Raw genomic sequence first — 15,149 nt, 5'->3', positions numbered from 1 at the left:
ATAGTCCTCTCGGTCACTTCTGCGTCGTCATCGTGCTGGAAATGCCGAAGCGGATGACGGCGACGCTGTCGCTGCGCCTGCGGCTTCGGTCATCGGAGCGGCTCTCGGCCATGTTCACGTCGGCGATGCTGCGGAGCGCGAGAGACAGCGTTCCGGTCTGGCGCGCGCGCGCGAGCGTCTCGGCCTGTTCAGGTTTCAGCTCCAGCGTGACCGTCTTGCCGACAACGGTGGTCTGGCCATCCTTTTCCTTCGGCGCCTGGTCGATCGCCAGCACGCGAATGTTCGCCAGAATGATGTCTGAGCTGATGACGTCGCCAGCGTTGGGCTGATCCGGATTGCGCTCGCGCTTGGACAGGATCACGTCGACGCGGTCATTCGGCAGGATGAACCCGCCGGCGCCGGTCTCCGGCGAAATCTCGGTCGAAACGGCGCGCATGCCGGCGGGCAGGATCGCGGCCATGAAGCCCGAGCCGTCGGCCTTGACGAGCTTCTGTTCGCGAATGGGCTCGCCGGCAATGAACGGCGCCCGCGCGATCGTGCCGGTTATCTGCGTCTGGCCTTCAGGCCGCTCGTTGCGCCGGATGAAGCTGGAACTGGCCGTGGCCGCCGGCCAGCTCTGCCATTGCAGATCGTCGGGCTTGAGCGATTGGCCGAGGCCGATGTCGGACTTCGCGACGAGAACGTCGACGGCCTGCATCTGCGGCACCGGTGCGGCAACCTGTGCCGGCCGGTCGTCGGACCCGCTCGCGAGATATGCGGCCACGCCGCCAGCGCCCACAGCGATGGTCAGAACCACAATGCGTGCGGTATTCATACGCTTCACTTTCCACATAACGCCGCGACGCTTCCGCCGCCGTGATGGGAGTTGAGCAGTTATTCGTCAAAGCATGGTTAATGAGGCGTATCTAAATCGCCTTAACACCGCGTTGACACGGTGTGGTCATTGCATCGCGAAGCGTGCAGCGTCGATCGCCTTCACCCAATCGGTCTCGGGATAGATCATCAACGCACCCAATGCGAGCGCGATTCCATAGGGAATACCGCCGTCCTTGGCATGCAGGCGCACGAGCCAGGGCTGTCCCGCCAGCATGTAGGGCAGCGGCCATTGCCGGAACTGCATGAGCGCGAGGGTGAGGATGCCGCCAAAGATCGACGCGTACAGCAGATAGTTCATCAGGTGCGCGAAGCCGAACCACAAGGCTGCGGCGGATGCGACCTTGGCGTCGCCGCCGCCGATCCATCCGAATGCAAAGCACGCGAAGGCGATCACCAGCAGGACAGCGCCCGCACCAATATGGGAGAGCACGTCCGGCATGCTCATGCCGCTCAGCGGCGCCATGACCAGGAAGCCGGCAACGAGGGCCAGCGACACCCGGTTCGAGATGGTCATCGTGAAGAGGTCGCTCGCCGCGGCGAATGCCATCAGGGCCGGAAACAGCAGCAGACGCGCGAGATCGAGGGTCATGGGCTCTGGACGGCATGAGAGCGGCGCGGGATGCGCCGGCGCCCGAATCTAGCGGCAAGAAATAAACGATCGGGAAACAGGCGGAGGTGCTGAACCCTTGCGCCTTGCCGCGGCCTCACCAGATGCTGACGATCCGGAGCGCGAGAGCGAGGATGGACAGGCCGAGAGCGAGGCACACCCAATGCACCGTGGCATCGGCCTGCGTGAGCGGGCGGCTGGAGGCGACTAAGGGTGCAACGTGGTTACGCATCACTGAACGCTGCCGGACTGAATGTCGAAATGATAAAGGCCCCGGATATCCGGGGCCTTCTTTGCTCGGCGTGACGGCCGCTTACTTCAGCGAGGTGTTGATCGCGCCGAACTTGGAGCTCAGGCTGGAGCCGAGACCGTTCACCGCGGCAATGATCGCGAGCGAGATGCCAGCAGCGATCAGGCCGTATTCGATGGCGGTCGCGCCGGATTCATCCTTCACGAAGCGAGCAAGAAGATTCTTCATAGGGTAACTCCATGTACACGTGGCTGGTCGAACAAAATCTGGTCGTTGCGGCGTTCTCAGCACCGTGACCATACGGCGACCCTAGGGGGCAGGAATTTCGGCGTAGTTAATTCGGTCGACGAAACATGGCGACAAGTGGCTGTTCTTGCTCAGAGTAAATTTCCGATGAAGCGCGCGAGAAAGAATTGAAACAGAAGACAGCAGCCGTCGTATCCGGATGCGAACTGGCGAGCCGGTGCCTTCGTTCCTCGCGATGCGTGAGTCTTACGTGTCGTCGACTGAAGCGGTTCACGGCTCCTTAAGCGCGGAGGAGTACGCCTCGGCAAAGTTCATGAAATGAGGCACGTTATGTCCGGTCTGCCGTGGGAAGTCGCGCTGATGCTCGGCCAAACCATCGAGAAGGTGCTGCCGATCACCCTGATGCTGGCGATCGTGTTCTCGGTGCTCAGCCATTTCTGGGCGTGCAATCCTGGCAAGCCCTGGTGGCAGAAGCGCGAGCTCGTCACCGACATGGTCTACTGGTTCTTCGTGCCGGTGTTCGCGCGCGTGCTCCGCATCGGGTTGCTGGTGCTCGGAGCCGGCGTTGTCTTCAAGATCCATGACGCGGACGAGCTGATTGCCTTCTACGACAACGGCCACGGGCCGTTGGCTCAGCTGCCGGAATGGCTGCAGGGCCTGCTGTTCCTGGTGCTCTCCGACTTCCTGCTGTATTGGACCCATCGCCTGTTCCACGGCGGCGAGTTCTGGAAGTACCACGCCGTTCACCACTCCTCCGAAGAGCTCGATTGGATCTCGGCCGCGCGCTTTCATCCGATCAACCTGATCCTCGGCACCATTGCGGTCGACGTGATCCTCCTGATGGCGGGGATCTCGCCCAATGTGATGATCTGGGTTGGGCCGTTCACGACGTTCCACTCGGCCTTCGTGCATGCCAATCTCAGCTGGACTCTCGGACCGCTCAAATACGTCCTGGCCACGCCCGTCTTCCATCGCTGGCATCACACGCCGATGGATGAGGGCGGCAATACCAATTTTGCCGGCACGTTCCCGGTCTGGGATATCCTGTTCGGGACGTTCCGGATGCCGGAGGGGCAGCTGCCCGCGACCTACGGCAAGGATGAAGCGGCGATGCCGGGCGAATTCGCCGGCCAACTCGCGTTTCCGTTTCGCCGCTGACGGTCTTTCTTTGCAGCCGCTGGGGGGAAGTCTGCAACGTTTGCAGATCGTTCACCAATTGGGCGCAGATTTGTCGCGTCGGGCGCCGTCACCGCTGCGTATCGCTTGAGACGGCTTGTAGAGGTCCCGGGGTTCTTGAATGTCGTTCAGTGTGTCGTCCCGTCCCTGTCTTTCGTTCGCATTGCGCGCCGTCGTGGCCGTGACCTTGCTTTGGCCGGCCGTCGCGTCGGCCGATCCTGATCCTGCGATCGCCGTCAATGTCGACCAGGCCAAGCTGGTCAAGCTGCCGGACCGGGTCGCGACCCTGGTCGTCGGCAATCCGATGATCGCCGACGTGACGCTGCAGAGCGGGGGCATCATTGTCGTCACCGGCAAGAGCTACGGCGCCACGAACTTCATCGCGATGGATCGCGGCGGCCAGGTGCTGATCGACCGTCAGATTCAGGTCGCCGGACCGACCGACCGGCTGGTCACGGTGTATCGCGGCGTCGACCGCGAGACCTACAGCTGCATGCCGGTCTGCCAGCGCCGCGTCACGCTGGGTGACGGCGACAGCTACTTCAAATCGGTGCTCGACCAGGCCGGAACGATGTCGAACCAGGCCAGCGGCAGCGCCGCGTCCGGTTCGAAGGCCAACTGAGATCGGGTGTTGATCTGGCTGCCGGTCACGGCGCGCGCACGAGGCGCGCGCGGTCTGAGCATCGTGCCGTGGACAGCCGCGCAGGCAGGCACGCTCAGTCGACTCGACCGCGCCTGCAGCAGACTTTCGAGCCTGGTTAGCAAAACGTTGCTACGTCCGGCCGTTTGGTTTGGATTGTAGGAAACTCTTTCCCAAGAAGTTTCCGCTAATTCTTTCACTCAGGTTGATGTGCCTTTCCAATCCGGATGAGCCAATGCAAGCCCCCGTATCCTCGACCGCTTCGATCCGCATGCTGTTGCGACGCTTCCGGCGCAACCGCCGGGCGTCGGCCGTCGTCGAATTTGCCCTGGTCGCCCCGGTCTTCTTTGCGCTCCTGTTCGCGATCATCGAAACGGCCTTGATGTTCTTCGCGGGCCAGGTGCTCGAGACGATCACCCAGGATTCGGCGCGTATGATCCTGACCGGCCAGGCGCAGCAGGGCTCCTATACGCAGTCGCAGTTCGCGAGCTACGTCTGTACTCAGGTTCCGGCGCTGTTCGACTGCAGCAAGATCTACATCGACGTGAAGAGCTATTCCTCGTTCTCGAGCGTCTCGATCAGCAGCCAGATCGACAACACCGGAAACTTCGTCAACAACATGACCTACAGTCCCGGCGCCGCCGGAGACATCGTGGTGGTCAGGCTGTTCTATCAGTGGCCGATCTTCGTGACCGGGCTGGGCTACAACATCGCCAATCTGTCCGGCAGCAAGCGGCTGCTGGTTGGCACGGCCGCCTTCAAGAACGAGCCTTACTCATAAGGGGGCCAGGGATCCATCATGCTTCGCGGAAGAATACCCGGTAGGTCTTTGAGCTTCAGCCTGCGGCGCCGCATCGCGGCTTTCGTTGCCGACTGCCGCGGCGTCGCCGCGACGGAGTTCGCATTCATCGTGCCGTTGATGCTGGTGATGTTCTTCGGCACGGTCGAGTTCTGCTCGGGGATCGCCGTCGATCGCAAGGTCACGCTGATGGCGCGAACCCTGTCCGACCTGACCTCGCAGTCGACCTCGGTCAGCAGCAGCGACTTCTCGAATTTCTTCGCCGCTTCGACCGGCATCATGTATCCCTATTCGACGACGCCGGTGAATGCGACCATTTCCGAGCTCTATGTCGATCCGAGCACGATGAAGGCGACCGTCAAGTGGAGCAGCGGCTCGGCACAGCGAACTACGGGGACGCAGGTCGGCATACCCGCCGACCTGCTGGTCAGTGGCACCTATCTGATCTTCAGCGAAGTGAGCTATCAGTACGTTCCGACGGTCGGTTACGTGATGGGCAAGACCGGCATCAATCTCAGCGATGTCGCCTACACCCGGCCGCGGCAGTCGACCTGCGTCTACTTGAGCCCCGCGACATCCTGCTGACTTCGCAGATCGGCGCCTGCGCCGGTCTGCGCCGGTCTGGGGCGCGCCTCGAACGGCGCTGATCAGAACACCCGCCAGAAATGAAAAAGGCCGCGCGAGGCGGCCTTTCGTGTCGTTCGCGGGCGATCGAGCGATCGCCGGGGCGCCGCTCAATTGGCGGCGCGGAGATTGTCGGCCGAGGACTTGCCCGAACGGCGATCCGCCACGATCTCGTAGGAGATCTTCTGGCCTTCGCGCAGCGTGCCGAGGCCAGCGCGCTCGACGGCGCTGATGTGCACGAACACGTCGTTGCCGCCGTCATCCGGCTGAATGAAGCCATAGCCCTTGGTTGCGTTAAACCACTTCACGGTTCCCATGCTCACGGGGGTAGTTCCCTTCTCAGATATCAAATGTCGTAACCCAGGATCCTGGGTTGGTTAGATCGAATTTTTGGAAGGGTCGTCAGCGTCTGAACCGGCTGTACCGGTAATAGCTAATCTCGTCCGGCCGAAAATCGATTGCGGGATATATTATTGGAAATGGCCACGCAAAACAATCCTGAGCTGCGTGAGGCCGCACGAATTTTTTGACGCGCCGGCTCGTCGCCGGCGCGCTGATTGCGCAAGAGATGATCAGGTCGCGACCAGGCGAAACAATGTTCCGCCTGCGGCGCTCAACGACGGCGGAACTGCCCGCCACGCTGCGCTGCACCGCGCGGAGGACCGCCCGCCGAGCTCGGGCGCTCGTCCTTGTGGCGGAAGATCAGCCGGCCCTTTTCGAGATCGTAGGGCGACATCTCGACGGTCACGCGGTCTCCCGCGAGGGTCTTGATGCGATTCTTTTTCATCTTGCCTGCGGTGTAGGCGACGATTTCGTGTCCCGCGTCCAGTTGCACCCGGTAGCGAGCGTCGGGAAGGATTTCGGTGACCAGCCCTTCGAACTGGATCAGCTCTTCCTTAGCCATGTGTCTCTCCAGATCGATAGACGACTAGTTCGGCCGTTGATTGCGGTTGTGAGCGTGGGTTTTGGGTCTGCCCTCGCGATGCAGGAAAGCGACGCCCTGAATCGACCCCGCCTTGCCGCCGCCTTGCGACGGCCGGTTGGGCTCCTGACGATTGCTTGGCAGAGACGCCACCTTAGCATTGGACCCGCGACGACGGCGAGGGCCTTTTGCGGCGTTGCCGCTATCGTTGGTCCGCGCATTCTGCATCCCAGGACGGCCGCCGCGGTGAGGCGGCTTGGCGGCCGGAGGCGCGGCCTCGCGGTGGCCCGGAATACGACGATCTTCGCGCGGCAGCGTGGTCTTGATCAGCCGCTCGATGTCGCGGAGGTAGGACAACTCGTCCGCTCCCGCCACCAGCGAGATCGCGACCCCGTCGGCCCCGGCGCGCGCAGTGCGGCCGATGCGGTGGACGTATGTTTCGGGGACGTTCGGCAGATCGAAGTTCACGACATGGCTGACGCCGTCGACGTCGATGCCGCGTGCGGCAATATCGGTTGCCACCAGCGTGCGGATTTCGCCGGAGCGGAAGGCCGCCAGCACGCGTTCCCGATGGTTCTGCGATTTGTTGCCGTGAATCGCCTGGGCGGGGATGCCGGCCCTTTCGAGGCCCTTCACCACCTTGTCGGCGCCGTGCTTGGTGCGCGTGAACACCAGCGCACGATTGACCGGCTCCTCCTTGAGCAGCTGCGCCAGGAGGTTCGGCTTGGCGGAGTGGTCGACCTGGATCACGCGCTGCGTGATGCGCTCGACCGTCGAGGAGACGGGGGTCACCGCGACGCGCGCCGGGTTGCGCAGCATGGCATCGGCGAGTTCGGCGATGTCCTTGGGCATGGTCGCCGAGAAGAACAGCGTCTGCCGCTTGATCGGCAGCTTGGCTACGATCTTCCGGATGTCGTTGATGAAGCCCATGTCGAGCATGCGGTCGGCTTCATCGAGCACCAGGAACTCGACCTGGGACAGCTTGACGGCGTTGCCCTGGACCATATCGAGCAGCCGGCCCGGTGTGGCGACCAGCACCTCGACGCCCGGCATGACCGCGCGCACCTGGCGTCCCATGGGCACGCCGCCGATGGCAAGCGCAGAACTCAGGCGGATGTGGCGGCCATAGGTGTTGAAGCTGTCGAGGATCTGGCCGGACAGTTCGCGGGTCGGGCTCAGCACCAGCACGCGGGCCGTCTTCGGCTGCGGCTTGATCCGGTTCTCGAGCAGGCGATGCAGGATCGGAAGCGCGAACGAGGCGGTCTTGCCGGTTCCTGTCTGGGCAATGCCGATCACGTCGCGGCCTTCGAGGGCCAAAGGAATCGTCTGTACCTGGATCGGGGTGGGGGTGTGGTAGTTCTCTTCCTTCAGCGCGCGCGTCAGCGCGTCGGCGAGGCTAAAATCCTGGAAGGATGTCAAAAGCTTGGGCTTTCCATAAGAGGATAAGGCCCGAGCCGGCTTGCAAGCCGGATGCGGGCGGGTGATTGAGACACCCGCGTGTTGGGAGCGCCTAGATTGGATTGGTGAGAATGCGAAGCCAGAAGCTCTGAGCGAGCTAAAGAACACGCGGCTTGCAAAGATCCGGCCGATTCGCCTCGATCTATCTGATATATGGAACAGATTGACGGCACTTTCAAGGCCGGTGCGCAACCGAGCGGCGCTGAAAGCGGTACTCTGCTGCTTTAATTTTAGTCATTCAAAACAAAGTGCATAAATCGAAGGCGGTTTGCCGGTGAATTGGTCAGCGGTCTCGCCCAGTTTTGCGCCAATCAGATGCGACCTTCCGTCGCGACGAACCAAAGTTTTCTTTTGTTTTCAATCTGTTGGGTGAGGTGAGGGGCATGGCATGCTTCTTGCGATTCTGACGCCGCAGACGGCCGCCGGCCGCCTTGGCTGCGAAGCACGTCTGCGTCAGGGAGATATTACCTCATGCTTACTCGACTCACTCAGGAATTAACGGCGCCGTTCAGCCGCCGTCGCTGGCTGGCTGCTGCTGCCGGCCTGGCGCTTGGCGTTGCTGGCTTTGGCCCGGCCATGGCTGCCGACGACACCATCAAGATCGGCGTTCTTCATTCGCTTTCCGGCACCATGGCCATCAGCGAAACGACGCTGAAGGATACGATCCTGTTCCTCATCGACGAGCAGAACAAGAAGGGCGGCGTGCTCGGCAAGAAGCTCGAGGCCGTCGTGGTCGACCCTGCTTCGAACTGGCCGCTGTTCGCCGAGAAGGCGCGCGAGCTGATCACCAAGAACAAGGTCGCGGTCGTGTTCGGCTGCTGGACCTCGGTGTCGCGCAAGTCGGTGTTGCCGGTGTTCAAGGAGCTGAACAGCATCCTGTTCTACCCGGTTCAGTACGAGGGTGAGGAGAGCGAGCGCAACGTGTTCTACACCGGTGCGGCGCCGAACCAGCAGGCGATCCCCGCGGTCGATTACCTGATGAAGGAAGAGAAGGTGAAGCGCTGGGTGCTGGCCGGCACCGACTACGTCTATCCGCGCACCACCAACAAGATCCTGGAAGCCTACCTGAAGTCGAAGGGCGTGGCTCAGGACGACATCATGATCAACTACACGCCGTTCGGTCACTCCGACTGGCAGACGATCGTGGCCGACATCAAGAAGTTCGGCTCCGCCGGCAAGAAGACCGCCGTGGTCTCCACCATCAATGGCGACGCCAACGTTCCGTTCTACAAGGAGCTCGGCAACCAGGGCATCAAGGCCAAGGACATCCCGGTGGTCGCGTTCTCGGTGGGTGAGGAAGAGCTCGCCGGCATCGACACCAAGCCGCTGGTTGGCCATCTCGCCGCCTGGAACTACTTCGAGTCGATCAAGACCCCGGCCAACGAGAAGTTCATCAAGGAGTGGCAGGCCTACACCAAGAACCCGAAGCGCACCACCAACGACCCGATGGAAGCCCACGTCATCGGCTTCAACATGTGGGTGAAGGCGGTCGAGAAGGTGAAGTCGACCGATGCTGACAAGGTCATCGACGCTCTCCCCGGCACCGAGGCGCCGAACCTGACCGGCGGCGTGTCGAAGATGCTGCCGAACCATCACATCACCAAGCCGGTGTTCATCGGCGAGATCAAGGGTGATGGCCAGTTCAGCGTGGTCTACAAGACCAAGGATCTGGTCCCCGGCGACGCCTGGTCGAAGGAGTTGGAAGGCTCCAAGGACCTGATCGGCGACTGGGTCGGCAAGAAGTGCGGCAACTACAACGTCAAGACCAACAAGTGCCTGGGCTCGGGCACCTGAGCTGACACGGCTGCAACATGATTGGGGAAGGCGGCGATGACGCCGCCTTCTCTCTTAACCTCCTGCCGGGGTTGTCCAGTGCCTGCCAATGTTTTCGCCGTCCTTCGTCGCCTCTTTCTTTCGATTGCCCTGATCGCCGCAGCCGTTCCGGCCTTCGCAGCCAGCTTCGAAGAGTCGGTTGCCAAGTTCGCCACCGACGACTTCTCCGATACTGACGACGCGGTCGGCGAGATCGCGAGCTCGGGCAACCCCTTGGCCTTTGCGATCATCAGCGCGCTGCAGGACGAGCGGCTGATGTTCGATGCCGAGAGCAAGAAAGTCTTCGTCAAGCAGGCCGACGGCAAGATCATCGACGCGGCCACGGGCGCGGCCGTCGACAAGCTGCCCGACACTGCCGCGGCGGTCAGCCTCAACAACCGGCTGCGCCGTACCGTCGACGCCGCGCTGGGCGGCCTGACGCTGCTTTCACCCGATCCTTCGACGCGCCTGACCGCTGCGCGATCGGTGTTCAAGTCGCATGACGAGGCGACGCTGCCGACCGTTGAAGCGGCGCTCGCCAAGGAAACCAACCGCGCGGCCAAGCAGGCGCTGACCGATGCCCGCGCCGCGATCATCCTCTTCAAGTCCGACGCCAGCGAGGTCGACAAGCTCGATGCGGTCGCGACCATCAGGGCGCGTAGCGACCAGGAGGCGCTGGCGCTGTTGACCGAGATCAGCAGTGGCGATCAGCCCGCGAGCGTCGCCAAGGCGGCCGCCGGCGCGATTGCCTCGATCCAGAGCTCGCTGGCGATCTGGTCGAGCGTGCAGAACGCCTGGTACGGGCTGTCGCTCGGCTCGGTGCTGCTGCTGGCCGCGATCGGCCTCGCCATCACCTTCGGCGTGATGGGGGTCATCAACATGGCCCATGGCGAGATGGTGATGCTCGGTGCCTATACCACCTTCGTGGTGCAGGAGGTCATCCGCACCCGCTATCCCGCCTTGTTCGACTATTCTCTCCTGATTGCCGTGCCGCTGGCCTTCCTGGTGGCTGGGGCGATCGGGGTCGTGATCGAGCGCAGCATCATCCGCTTTCTCTATGGCCGTCCGCTGGAGACCTTGCTGGCGACCTGGGGCCTGTCGCTGATCCTGCAGCAGGTGGTGCGCACCGCCTTCGGACCGACCAACCGCGAGGTCGGCAACCCCTCATGGATGAGCGGCGCCTTCGAGCTCGGTCAGATCACCATCACCTATAACCGGCTCTGGATCCTCTGCTTCACGATGGCCGTGTTCGCGATCCTGCTCGCGATGCTGCGCTACACCGCGCTCGGCCTTGAAATGCGCGCGGTGACGCAGAACCGGCGCATGGCAGCGTCGATGGGCATCGCGACTTCGCGCGTCGATGCGCTGACCTTCGGTCTGGGGTCGGGCATTGCCGGCATCGCCGGCGTGGCGCTGTCGCAGATCGACAATGTCAGTCCCAATCTCGGCCAGAGCTACATCATCGACTCCTTCATGGTCGTGGTGTTCGGCGGCGTCGGCAATCTCTGGGGCACGCTGGTCGGCGCCTTCACGCTCGGCATCGCCAACAAGTTCCTGGAGCCGGTCGCCGGCGCCGTGCTCGGCAAGATCGCGATCCTGGTGCTGATCATCCTGTTCATTCAGAAGCGCCCGCGCGGCCTGTTCGCGCTCAAGGGCCGGGCGGTGGAAGCATGATGCCGCATATGCTCACCCGGTCGCTCGATCGCGCGGCCACCATTTTCGTGCTAGTGGTCGCCGCCTGCGGCATCCTGATCCCACTGTCCAATCTGCTGCTGCCGGCCGGCTCGTTGCTGCAGGTGCCGACCTATCTGGTCGCGCTGTGGGGCAAGTATGTCTGCTACGCGATCCTGGCGCTCTCGATCGATCTGATCTGGGGCTATTGCGGCATCCTCTCGCTCGGCCACGGCGCGTTCTTCGCGCTCGGCGGATACGCGATGGGCATGTATCTGATGCGCCAGATCGGCCCCCGCGGCGTCTACGGCAATCCGGTCCTGCCGGACTTCATGGTGTTCCTGAACTATTCCAAGCTGCCCTGGTACTGGTACGGCTTCGACATGTTCTGGTTCGCCGCGCTGATGGTGCTCGTGGTGCCCGGCCTGCTCGCCTTCTGCTTCGGCTGGCTCGCCTTCCGCTCGCGCGTGACCGGCGTCTACCTGTCGATCATCACCCAGGCGATGACCTACGCCCTGCTGCTCGCCTTCTTCCGCAACGATTTCGGCTTCGGCGGCAACAACGGCCTGACCGACTTCAAGGACATCCTGGGCTTCAACGTGCAGGTAGAGGGCACCCGCGCCGCTTTGTTCGCGCTGAGCTGCCTCGCTCTGATCATGGCGTTCGTGATCTGCCGGGCCGTGGTCTCCTCGAAGCTCGGGAAGGTGCTGATCGCGATCCGGGATGCCGAGTCGCGCACACGCTTCCTCGGCTATCGCGTCGAATCCTACAAGCTGTTCGTGTTCACGCTTTCTGCCTGCATGGCGGGTGTCGCCGGGGCGCTCTACGTGCCGCAGGTGGGTATCATCAATCCATCCGAGTTCGCGCCCGGCAACTCGATCGAGGCGGTGATCTGGGTCGCGGTCGGCGGGCGTGGCACTCTGGTCGGTGCCGCGCTCGGCGCTGTCGTCGTCAACTACGCCAAGACCTTCTTCACCTCGGGCATGCTCGCGCCGTACTGGCTGTTCATGCTTGGCGCGCTGTTCGTGCTCGTGACCCTGCTGCTGCCGAAGGGCATCATCGGCACCTTCAATTCCTGGTGGGAGCAGCTCAACACCAAGACGCCGAACGCCGAAAGCGCCGCCCGCGAGGACGGCGTCACCGAACCCAAGATGGCGGAGTGAGCGCATGAACGTGATGGACAACAGGGCGACGTCCGCGCTGCTCTACCTCGACGGCGTGCACGTCTCGTTCGACGGCTTCCACGCCATCAACAATCTCTCGCTGGCGCTCGAGCCCGGAGAGATGCGCGCCATCATCGGTCCGAACGGGGCCGGCAAGACGACGATGATGGATATCATCACCGGCAAGACCAAGCCCGACGAGGGTACGGTCATGTTCGACGGCAAGACCGACCTGACCCGCCTGGATGAGACGCGCATCGCAGAGCTCGGCATCGGACGCAAGTTTCAGAAGCCGACCGTGTTCGAGAGCCAGTCGGTGGAGGACAACCTGCTGCTCGCCCTCAACGTGGACCACAGCGTCAAGGGCACGCTGTTCTGGCGCGGATCGAAGGTCGAGGCCGAGCAGATCGACAAGGTGCTGGAAACCGTCCGGCTCAAGGATGTCCGGCGCAAGCTCGCCGGCAGCCTGTCGCACGGCCAGAAGCAGTGGCTCGAGATCGGCATGCTGCTGGCGCAGGATCCGAAGCTCTTGCTTGTCGACGAGCCGGTCGCCGGCATGACCGACGTCGAGACGCATCAGACCGCCGAGCTGCTGAAGGCAATCAACAAGGATCACACCGTCATGGTCGTCGAGCACGACATGACCTTCGTTCGCGAACTCGGCGTCAAGGTCACCTGCCTGCATGAGGGCACGGTGCTCGCCGAGGGCACCATCGATCAGGTGTCGTCGAACGAGCGGGTGATCGAAGTGTATCTGGGCAGATAGGCGAACTGCGAGTGGCGAGTAGCGAATAGGGCAAGGGGACAATGACGCAGGAAGTTCATTCTATTCGCTATTCGCTATTCGCCATTCGCCCCTCAGCGGGCGGAGGTCGTTGATGCTCAATGTCGAAAACATCAACCTCTATTACGGCGCGGCCCAGGCCTTGCGCGGCGTCTCAATCGCGGCTGAGCCCGGCAAGGTCACCTGCGTGCTTGGCCGCAATGGCGTCGGCAAGACCTCGCTGCTGCGGGCGTTGGTCGGGCAATATCCGCTGGCCTCCGGCACCATCACCTTCGATGGCGCCGACATCACCCATCTGAAGCCGTATGAGCGGGCGCGGAAGGGCATCGGTTTCGTGCCGCAGGGCCGTGAGATCTTTCCGCTGCTGACGGTCGAGGAGAACCTCAAGACCGGCTTCGGCCCGCTGAAGCGCAGCGACCGCAGCATCCCGGACGACGTGTTCTCGCTGTTTCCGGTGCTGCAGTCGATGCTCGGCCGGCGCGGCGGCGACCTCTCCGGCGGCCAGCAGCAGCAGCTCGCGATCGGCCGGGCGATGGTGATGCGGCCGAAGCTCCTGCTGCTGGACGAGCCGACCGAGGGCATCCAGCCCTCGATCATCAAGGACATCGGCCGGGCCATCTCCTATCTGCGCAATCTCGGCAACATCGCGATCGTGCTGGTCGAGCAGTATCTCGACTTTGCCTGCGAACTCGGCGACAACTTCGCGGTCATGGATCGCGGCGCGGTGAAGTTCACCTGCACCCGCGCCAATCTCGATCCGGCCGAGATCAGCCGCCAGATGGCGCTGTGACAACGACGTAGCTTCCCGACGCGGTCACGCCCGCGTCTGGTCCCAGGGGAGGGGATCGATGCGGGCCGATCCCGCCAGCATTGCTGCCGACATTTTCGAGGCCAACCGCGCCCGCGGCGCGGTGCGCTTCGACGTGCGGCTGCAGGACGGTGTGACGCGGCGCCATCATCTGCATGAGTCCGGCTCGCTGCGGGTCCGCTTTCCCTCACCCGAAGACGATGGTCTCTCGGCGATGTTCGTCAACACGGCAGGCGGAATCGCCGGTGGCGACCGCTTTGCGATCGAGGTCGTGGCCGGCGAGGGCAGCCGCGTCACCTTGTCGAGCGCTGCGGCCGAAAAGGTCTATCGCGCCGCTGGAAAGCCCGCAGAGCTCGATATCGCGCTGACCGCCCATGCGGGCGCGCACATCTCCTGGCTGCCGCAGGAGACCATCCTGTTCGACCGCGCCCGCATCCATCGCCGGATCGACATCGACCTCGCCGCCACCGCCTCGCTGCTGCTGTGCGAGATCGTCGTGTTCGGACGGACCGCGATGGGTGAGCGCATGCTTGAGGGCGAATTCGTCGATCGTTGGCGGGTCCGGCGCGGCGGCAGGCTCGTGTTCGCCGAGACGGTCCGCCTCGACGGCGATATCGGCGACAGGCTGGCGCAAGCCGCTATCGCCAAGGGGGGCGCGGCGATCGGCACCGCGCTGATCGTGCCAGGCGATGCCGCGCTGGTCGAGCGCATCAGGGAGAGCCTGCCAGCCTTCCGGGGAGAGGCCGGGCTGTCCGCCTGGAATGGATTTGCAATGGCGCGCTTCTGTGCCCAAGATGCCGCAAGCCTGCGCGCCGACATGATGGCGGTGCTCGGCTGTGCTTCGAGTGCGCCGCTGCCGCGGCTGTGGCTCAACTAGACGTTTACCAAAGTCGATCACCAGAAGACGATCACCAGAGATTTTCCGCATGAACCTGTCTCCCCGCGAAAAGGACAAGCTCTTGATCTCGATGGCGGCCATCGTGGCGCGCCGCAGGCTCGAGCGCGGCGTCAAGCTGAACCATCCCGAGGCGATCGCCATCATTTCCGATTTCATCCTGGAAGGCGCGCGCGACGGCCGCACCGTGGCCGATTTGATGCAGGCCGGCGCCCAGGTCCTGACCCGCGACCAGGTGATGCCTGGGATTCCCGAGATGATCCACGACATCCAGGTCGAGGCGACGTTTCCGGACGGCACCAAGCTGGTTACGGTGCACGAGCCGATCCGCTGAAGTCCTGTCATGTCATTCCAGGGCGCCCGAAGGGCGAACCCGGAATCTAGAGATTGTCTGCAATTGCTTTTGAGATTCTGGATT

The 15,149-nt window shown here is 63.2% G+C and carries 17 protein-coding genes; 11 read left to right on the top strand and 6 right to left on the bottom strand.

The window, feature by feature from the left end; translation table 11 throughout:
* Window positions 1-13 precede the first annotated feature (13 nt).
* The 3 genes from cpaB to LQG66_RS19685 all read right to left on the bottom strand — a co-directional run bounded on the left by cpaB (window position 14) and on the right by LQG66_RS19685 (window position 1,961).
* The gene (cpaB, locus tag LQG66_RS19695; RefSeq protein ID WP_231317344.1) at window positions 14-814 is read right to left on the bottom strand and encodes a Flp pilus assembly protein CpaB; all 801 of its coding nucleotides are present in this window, start codon (window positions 812-814) and stop codon (window positions 14-16) included.
* Window positions 815-940: 126 nt separating this feature from the next.
* Window positions 941-1,465, bottom strand: coding sequence for an A24 family peptidase (locus tag LQG66_RS19690; RefSeq protein ID WP_231317343.1), 525 nt, complete (start codon window positions 1,463-1,465; stop codon window positions 941-943).
* A gap of 331 nt (window positions 1,466-1,796) precedes the next feature.
* On the bottom strand, window positions 1,797-1,961 hold the full coding sequence (locus tag LQG66_RS19685; protein WP_231317342.1) for a Flp family type IVb pilin: 165 nt from the start codon (window positions 1,959-1,961) through the stop codon (window positions 1,797-1,799).
* Window positions 1,962-2,309: 348 nt separating this feature from the next.
* On the opposite strand from LQG66_RS19685, the gene LQG66_RS19680 reads away from it, so the two are divergent.
* From LQG66_RS19680 to LQG66_RS19665, 4 genes are all read left to right on the top strand, one after another.
* On the top strand, window positions 2,310-3,137 hold the full coding sequence (locus LQG66_RS19680) for a sterol desaturase family protein (RefSeq protein WP_231317341.1): 828 nt from the start codon (window positions 2,310-2,312) through the stop codon (window positions 3,135-3,137).
* 139 nt (window positions 3,138-3,276) lie between these two features.
* Window positions 3,277-3,777, top strand: a complete 501-nt coding sequence (locus tag LQG66_RS19675; protein ID WP_231317340.1) for a pilus assembly protein N-terminal domain-containing protein — start codon at window positions 3,277-3,279, stop codon at window positions 3,775-3,777.
* 253 nt (window positions 3,778-4,030) lie between these two features.
* Window positions 4,031-4,576, top strand: coding sequence for a TadE/TadG family type IV pilus assembly protein (locus tag LQG66_RS19670; RefSeq protein WP_231317339.1), 546 nt, complete (start codon window positions 4,031-4,033; stop codon window positions 4,574-4,576).
* A gap of 18 nt (window positions 4,577-4,594) precedes the next feature.
* Entirely contained in the window at window positions 4,595-5,179 is a 585-nt protein-coding gene (locus LQG66_RS19665) for a TadE/TadG family type IV pilus assembly protein (protein WP_231317338.1), read from the top strand.
* Between the two features lie 149 nt (window positions 5,180-5,328).
* Here LQG66_RS19665 and LQG66_RS19660 read toward each other — a convergent pair whose 3' ends face one another.
* The 3 genes from LQG66_RS19660 to LQG66_RS19650 form a co-directional block, all read right to left on the bottom strand.
* On the bottom strand, window positions 5,329-5,541 hold the full coding sequence (locus LQG66_RS19660; protein ID WP_006612155.1) for a cold-shock protein: 213 nt from the start codon (window positions 5,539-5,541) through the stop codon (window positions 5,329-5,331).
* A gap of 290 nt (window positions 5,542-5,831) precedes the next feature.
* Window positions 5,832-6,122 (bottom strand): translation initiation factor IF-1, encoded by a 291-nt coding sequence (gene infA / locus LQG66_RS19655; RefSeq protein ID WP_015669645.1) that lies wholly within the window; start codon window positions 6,120-6,122, stop codon window positions 5,832-5,834.
* A 24-nt stretch (window positions 6,123-6,146) separates the two neighbouring features.
* A complete protein-coding gene (locus LQG66_RS19650) occupies window positions 6,147-7,559 on the bottom strand; it encodes a DEAD/DEAH box helicase (RefSeq protein WP_231327861.1) in 1,413 nt (470 codons plus the stop codon).
* Between the two features lie 510 nt (window positions 7,560-8,069).
* Between LQG66_RS19650 and urtA the strand changes: the two genes are divergently transcribed.
* From urtA to LQG66_RS19615, 7 genes are all read left to right on the top strand, one after another.
* Entirely contained in the window at window positions 8,070-9,392 is a 1,323-nt protein-coding gene (gene urtA, locus LQG66_RS19645) for an urea ABC transporter substrate-binding protein (protein WP_231317337.1), read from the top strand.
* Window positions 9,393-9,470: 78 nt separating this feature from the next.
* Window positions 9,471-11,084 (top strand): urea ABC transporter permease subunit UrtB, encoded by a 1,614-nt coding sequence (gene urtB / locus LQG66_RS19640; protein ID WP_231317336.1) that lies wholly within the window; start codon window positions 9,471-9,473, stop codon window positions 11,082-11,084.
* Window positions 11,081-12,244 carry an urea ABC transporter permease subunit UrtC gene (gene urtC, locus LQG66_RS19635; protein ID WP_231317335.1) on the top strand — a complete coding sequence of 388 codons (1,164 nt, stop codon included), beginning with the start codon at window positions 11,081-11,083 and terminating at the stop codon, window positions 12,242-12,244. Before urtB ends, urtC begins: the two co-directional genes overlap by 4 nt.
* 4 nt (window positions 12,245-12,248) lie before the next feature.
* Entirely contained in the window at window positions 12,249-13,010 is a 762-nt protein-coding gene (gene urtD, locus LQG66_RS19630; RefSeq protein ID WP_231317334.1) for an urea ABC transporter ATP-binding protein UrtD, read from the top strand.
* Window positions 13,011-13,122: 112 nt separating this feature from the next.
* Complete coding sequence (gene urtE / locus LQG66_RS19625) at window positions 13,123-13,818, top strand: urea ABC transporter ATP-binding subunit UrtE (protein WP_231317333.1); 696 nt, start codon at window positions 13,123-13,125, stop codon at window positions 13,816-13,818.
* Between the two features lie 58 nt (window positions 13,819-13,876).
* On the top strand, window positions 13,877-14,713 hold the full coding sequence (locus LQG66_RS19620) for an urease accessory protein UreD (RefSeq protein ID WP_231317332.1): 837 nt from the start codon (window positions 13,877-13,879) through the stop codon (window positions 14,711-14,713).
* 49 nt (window positions 14,714-14,762) lie between these two features.
* Window positions 14,763-15,065 (top strand): urease subunit gamma, encoded by a 303-nt coding sequence (locus tag LQG66_RS19615; RefSeq protein ID WP_231317331.1) that lies wholly within the window; start codon window positions 14,763-14,765, stop codon window positions 15,063-15,065.
* The last annotated feature ends 84 nt before the right edge of the window (window positions 15,066-15,149 follow it).

Source organism: Bradyrhizobium ontarionense (assembly GCF_021088345.1).
In the GTDB taxonomy this organism is placed as follows: Bacteria; Pseudomonadota; Alphaproteobacteria; order Rhizobiales; family Xanthobacteraceae; genus Bradyrhizobium; species Bradyrhizobium ontarionense.
Note: the sequence above shows the minus strand (reverse complement) of the source record. Positions and strands in the feature narration are given on the sequence as shown.

Coding starts and splice junctions, on each gene's coding strand:
- infA (WP_015669645.1), bottom strand. CDS start 6,122: ATGGCTAAGGAAGAGCTGATCCAGTTCGAAGGGCTGGTCACCGAAATC.
- urtE (WP_231317333.1), top strand. CDS start 13,123: ATGCTCAATGTCGAAAACATCAACCTCTATTACGGCGCGGCCCAGGCC.
- LQG66_RS19670 (WP_231317339.1), top strand. CDS start 4,031: ATGCAAGCCCCCGTATCCTCGACCGCTTCGATCCGCATGCTGTTGCGA.
- urtC (WP_231317335.1), top strand. CDS start 11,081: ATGATGCCGCATATGCTCACCCGGTCGCTCGATCGCGCGGCCACCATT.
- urtA (WP_231317337.1), top strand. CDS start 8,070: ATGCTTACTCGACTCACTCAGGAATTAACGGCGCCGTTCAGCCGCCGT.
- LQG66_RS19665 (WP_231317338.1), top strand. CDS start 4,595: ATGCTTCGCGGAAGAATACCCGGTAGGTCTTTGAGCTTCAGCCTGCGG.
- LQG66_RS19690 (WP_231317343.1), bottom strand. CDS start 1,465: ATGACCCTCGATCTCGCGCGTCTGCTGCTGTTTCCGGCCCTGATGGCA.
- LQG66_RS19675 (WP_231317340.1), top strand. CDS start 3,277: ATGTCGTTCAGTGTGTCGTCCCGTCCCTGTCTTTCGTTCGCATTGCGC.
- LQG66_RS19680 (WP_231317341.1), top strand. CDS start 2,310: ATGTCCGGTCTGCCGTGGGAAGTCGCGCTGATGCTCGGCCAAACCATC.
- urtD (WP_231317334.1), top strand. CDS start 12,249: ATGAACGTGATGGACAACAGGGCGACGTCCGCGCTGCTCTACCTCGAC.
- cpaB (WP_231317344.1), bottom strand. CDS start 814: ATGAATACCGCACGCATTGTGGTTCTGACCATCGCTGTGGGCGCTGGC.
- LQG66_RS19615 (WP_231317331.1), top strand. CDS start 14,763: ATGAACCTGTCTCCCCGCGAAAAGGACAAGCTCTTGATCTCGATGGCG.
- LQG66_RS19620 (WP_231317332.1), top strand. CDS start 13,877: ATGCGGGCCGATCCCGCCAGCATTGCTGCCGACATTTTCGAGGCCAAC.
- LQG66_RS19685 (WP_231317342.1), bottom strand. CDS start 1,961: ATGAAGAATCTTCTTGCTCGCTTCGTGAAGGATGAATCCGGCGCGACC.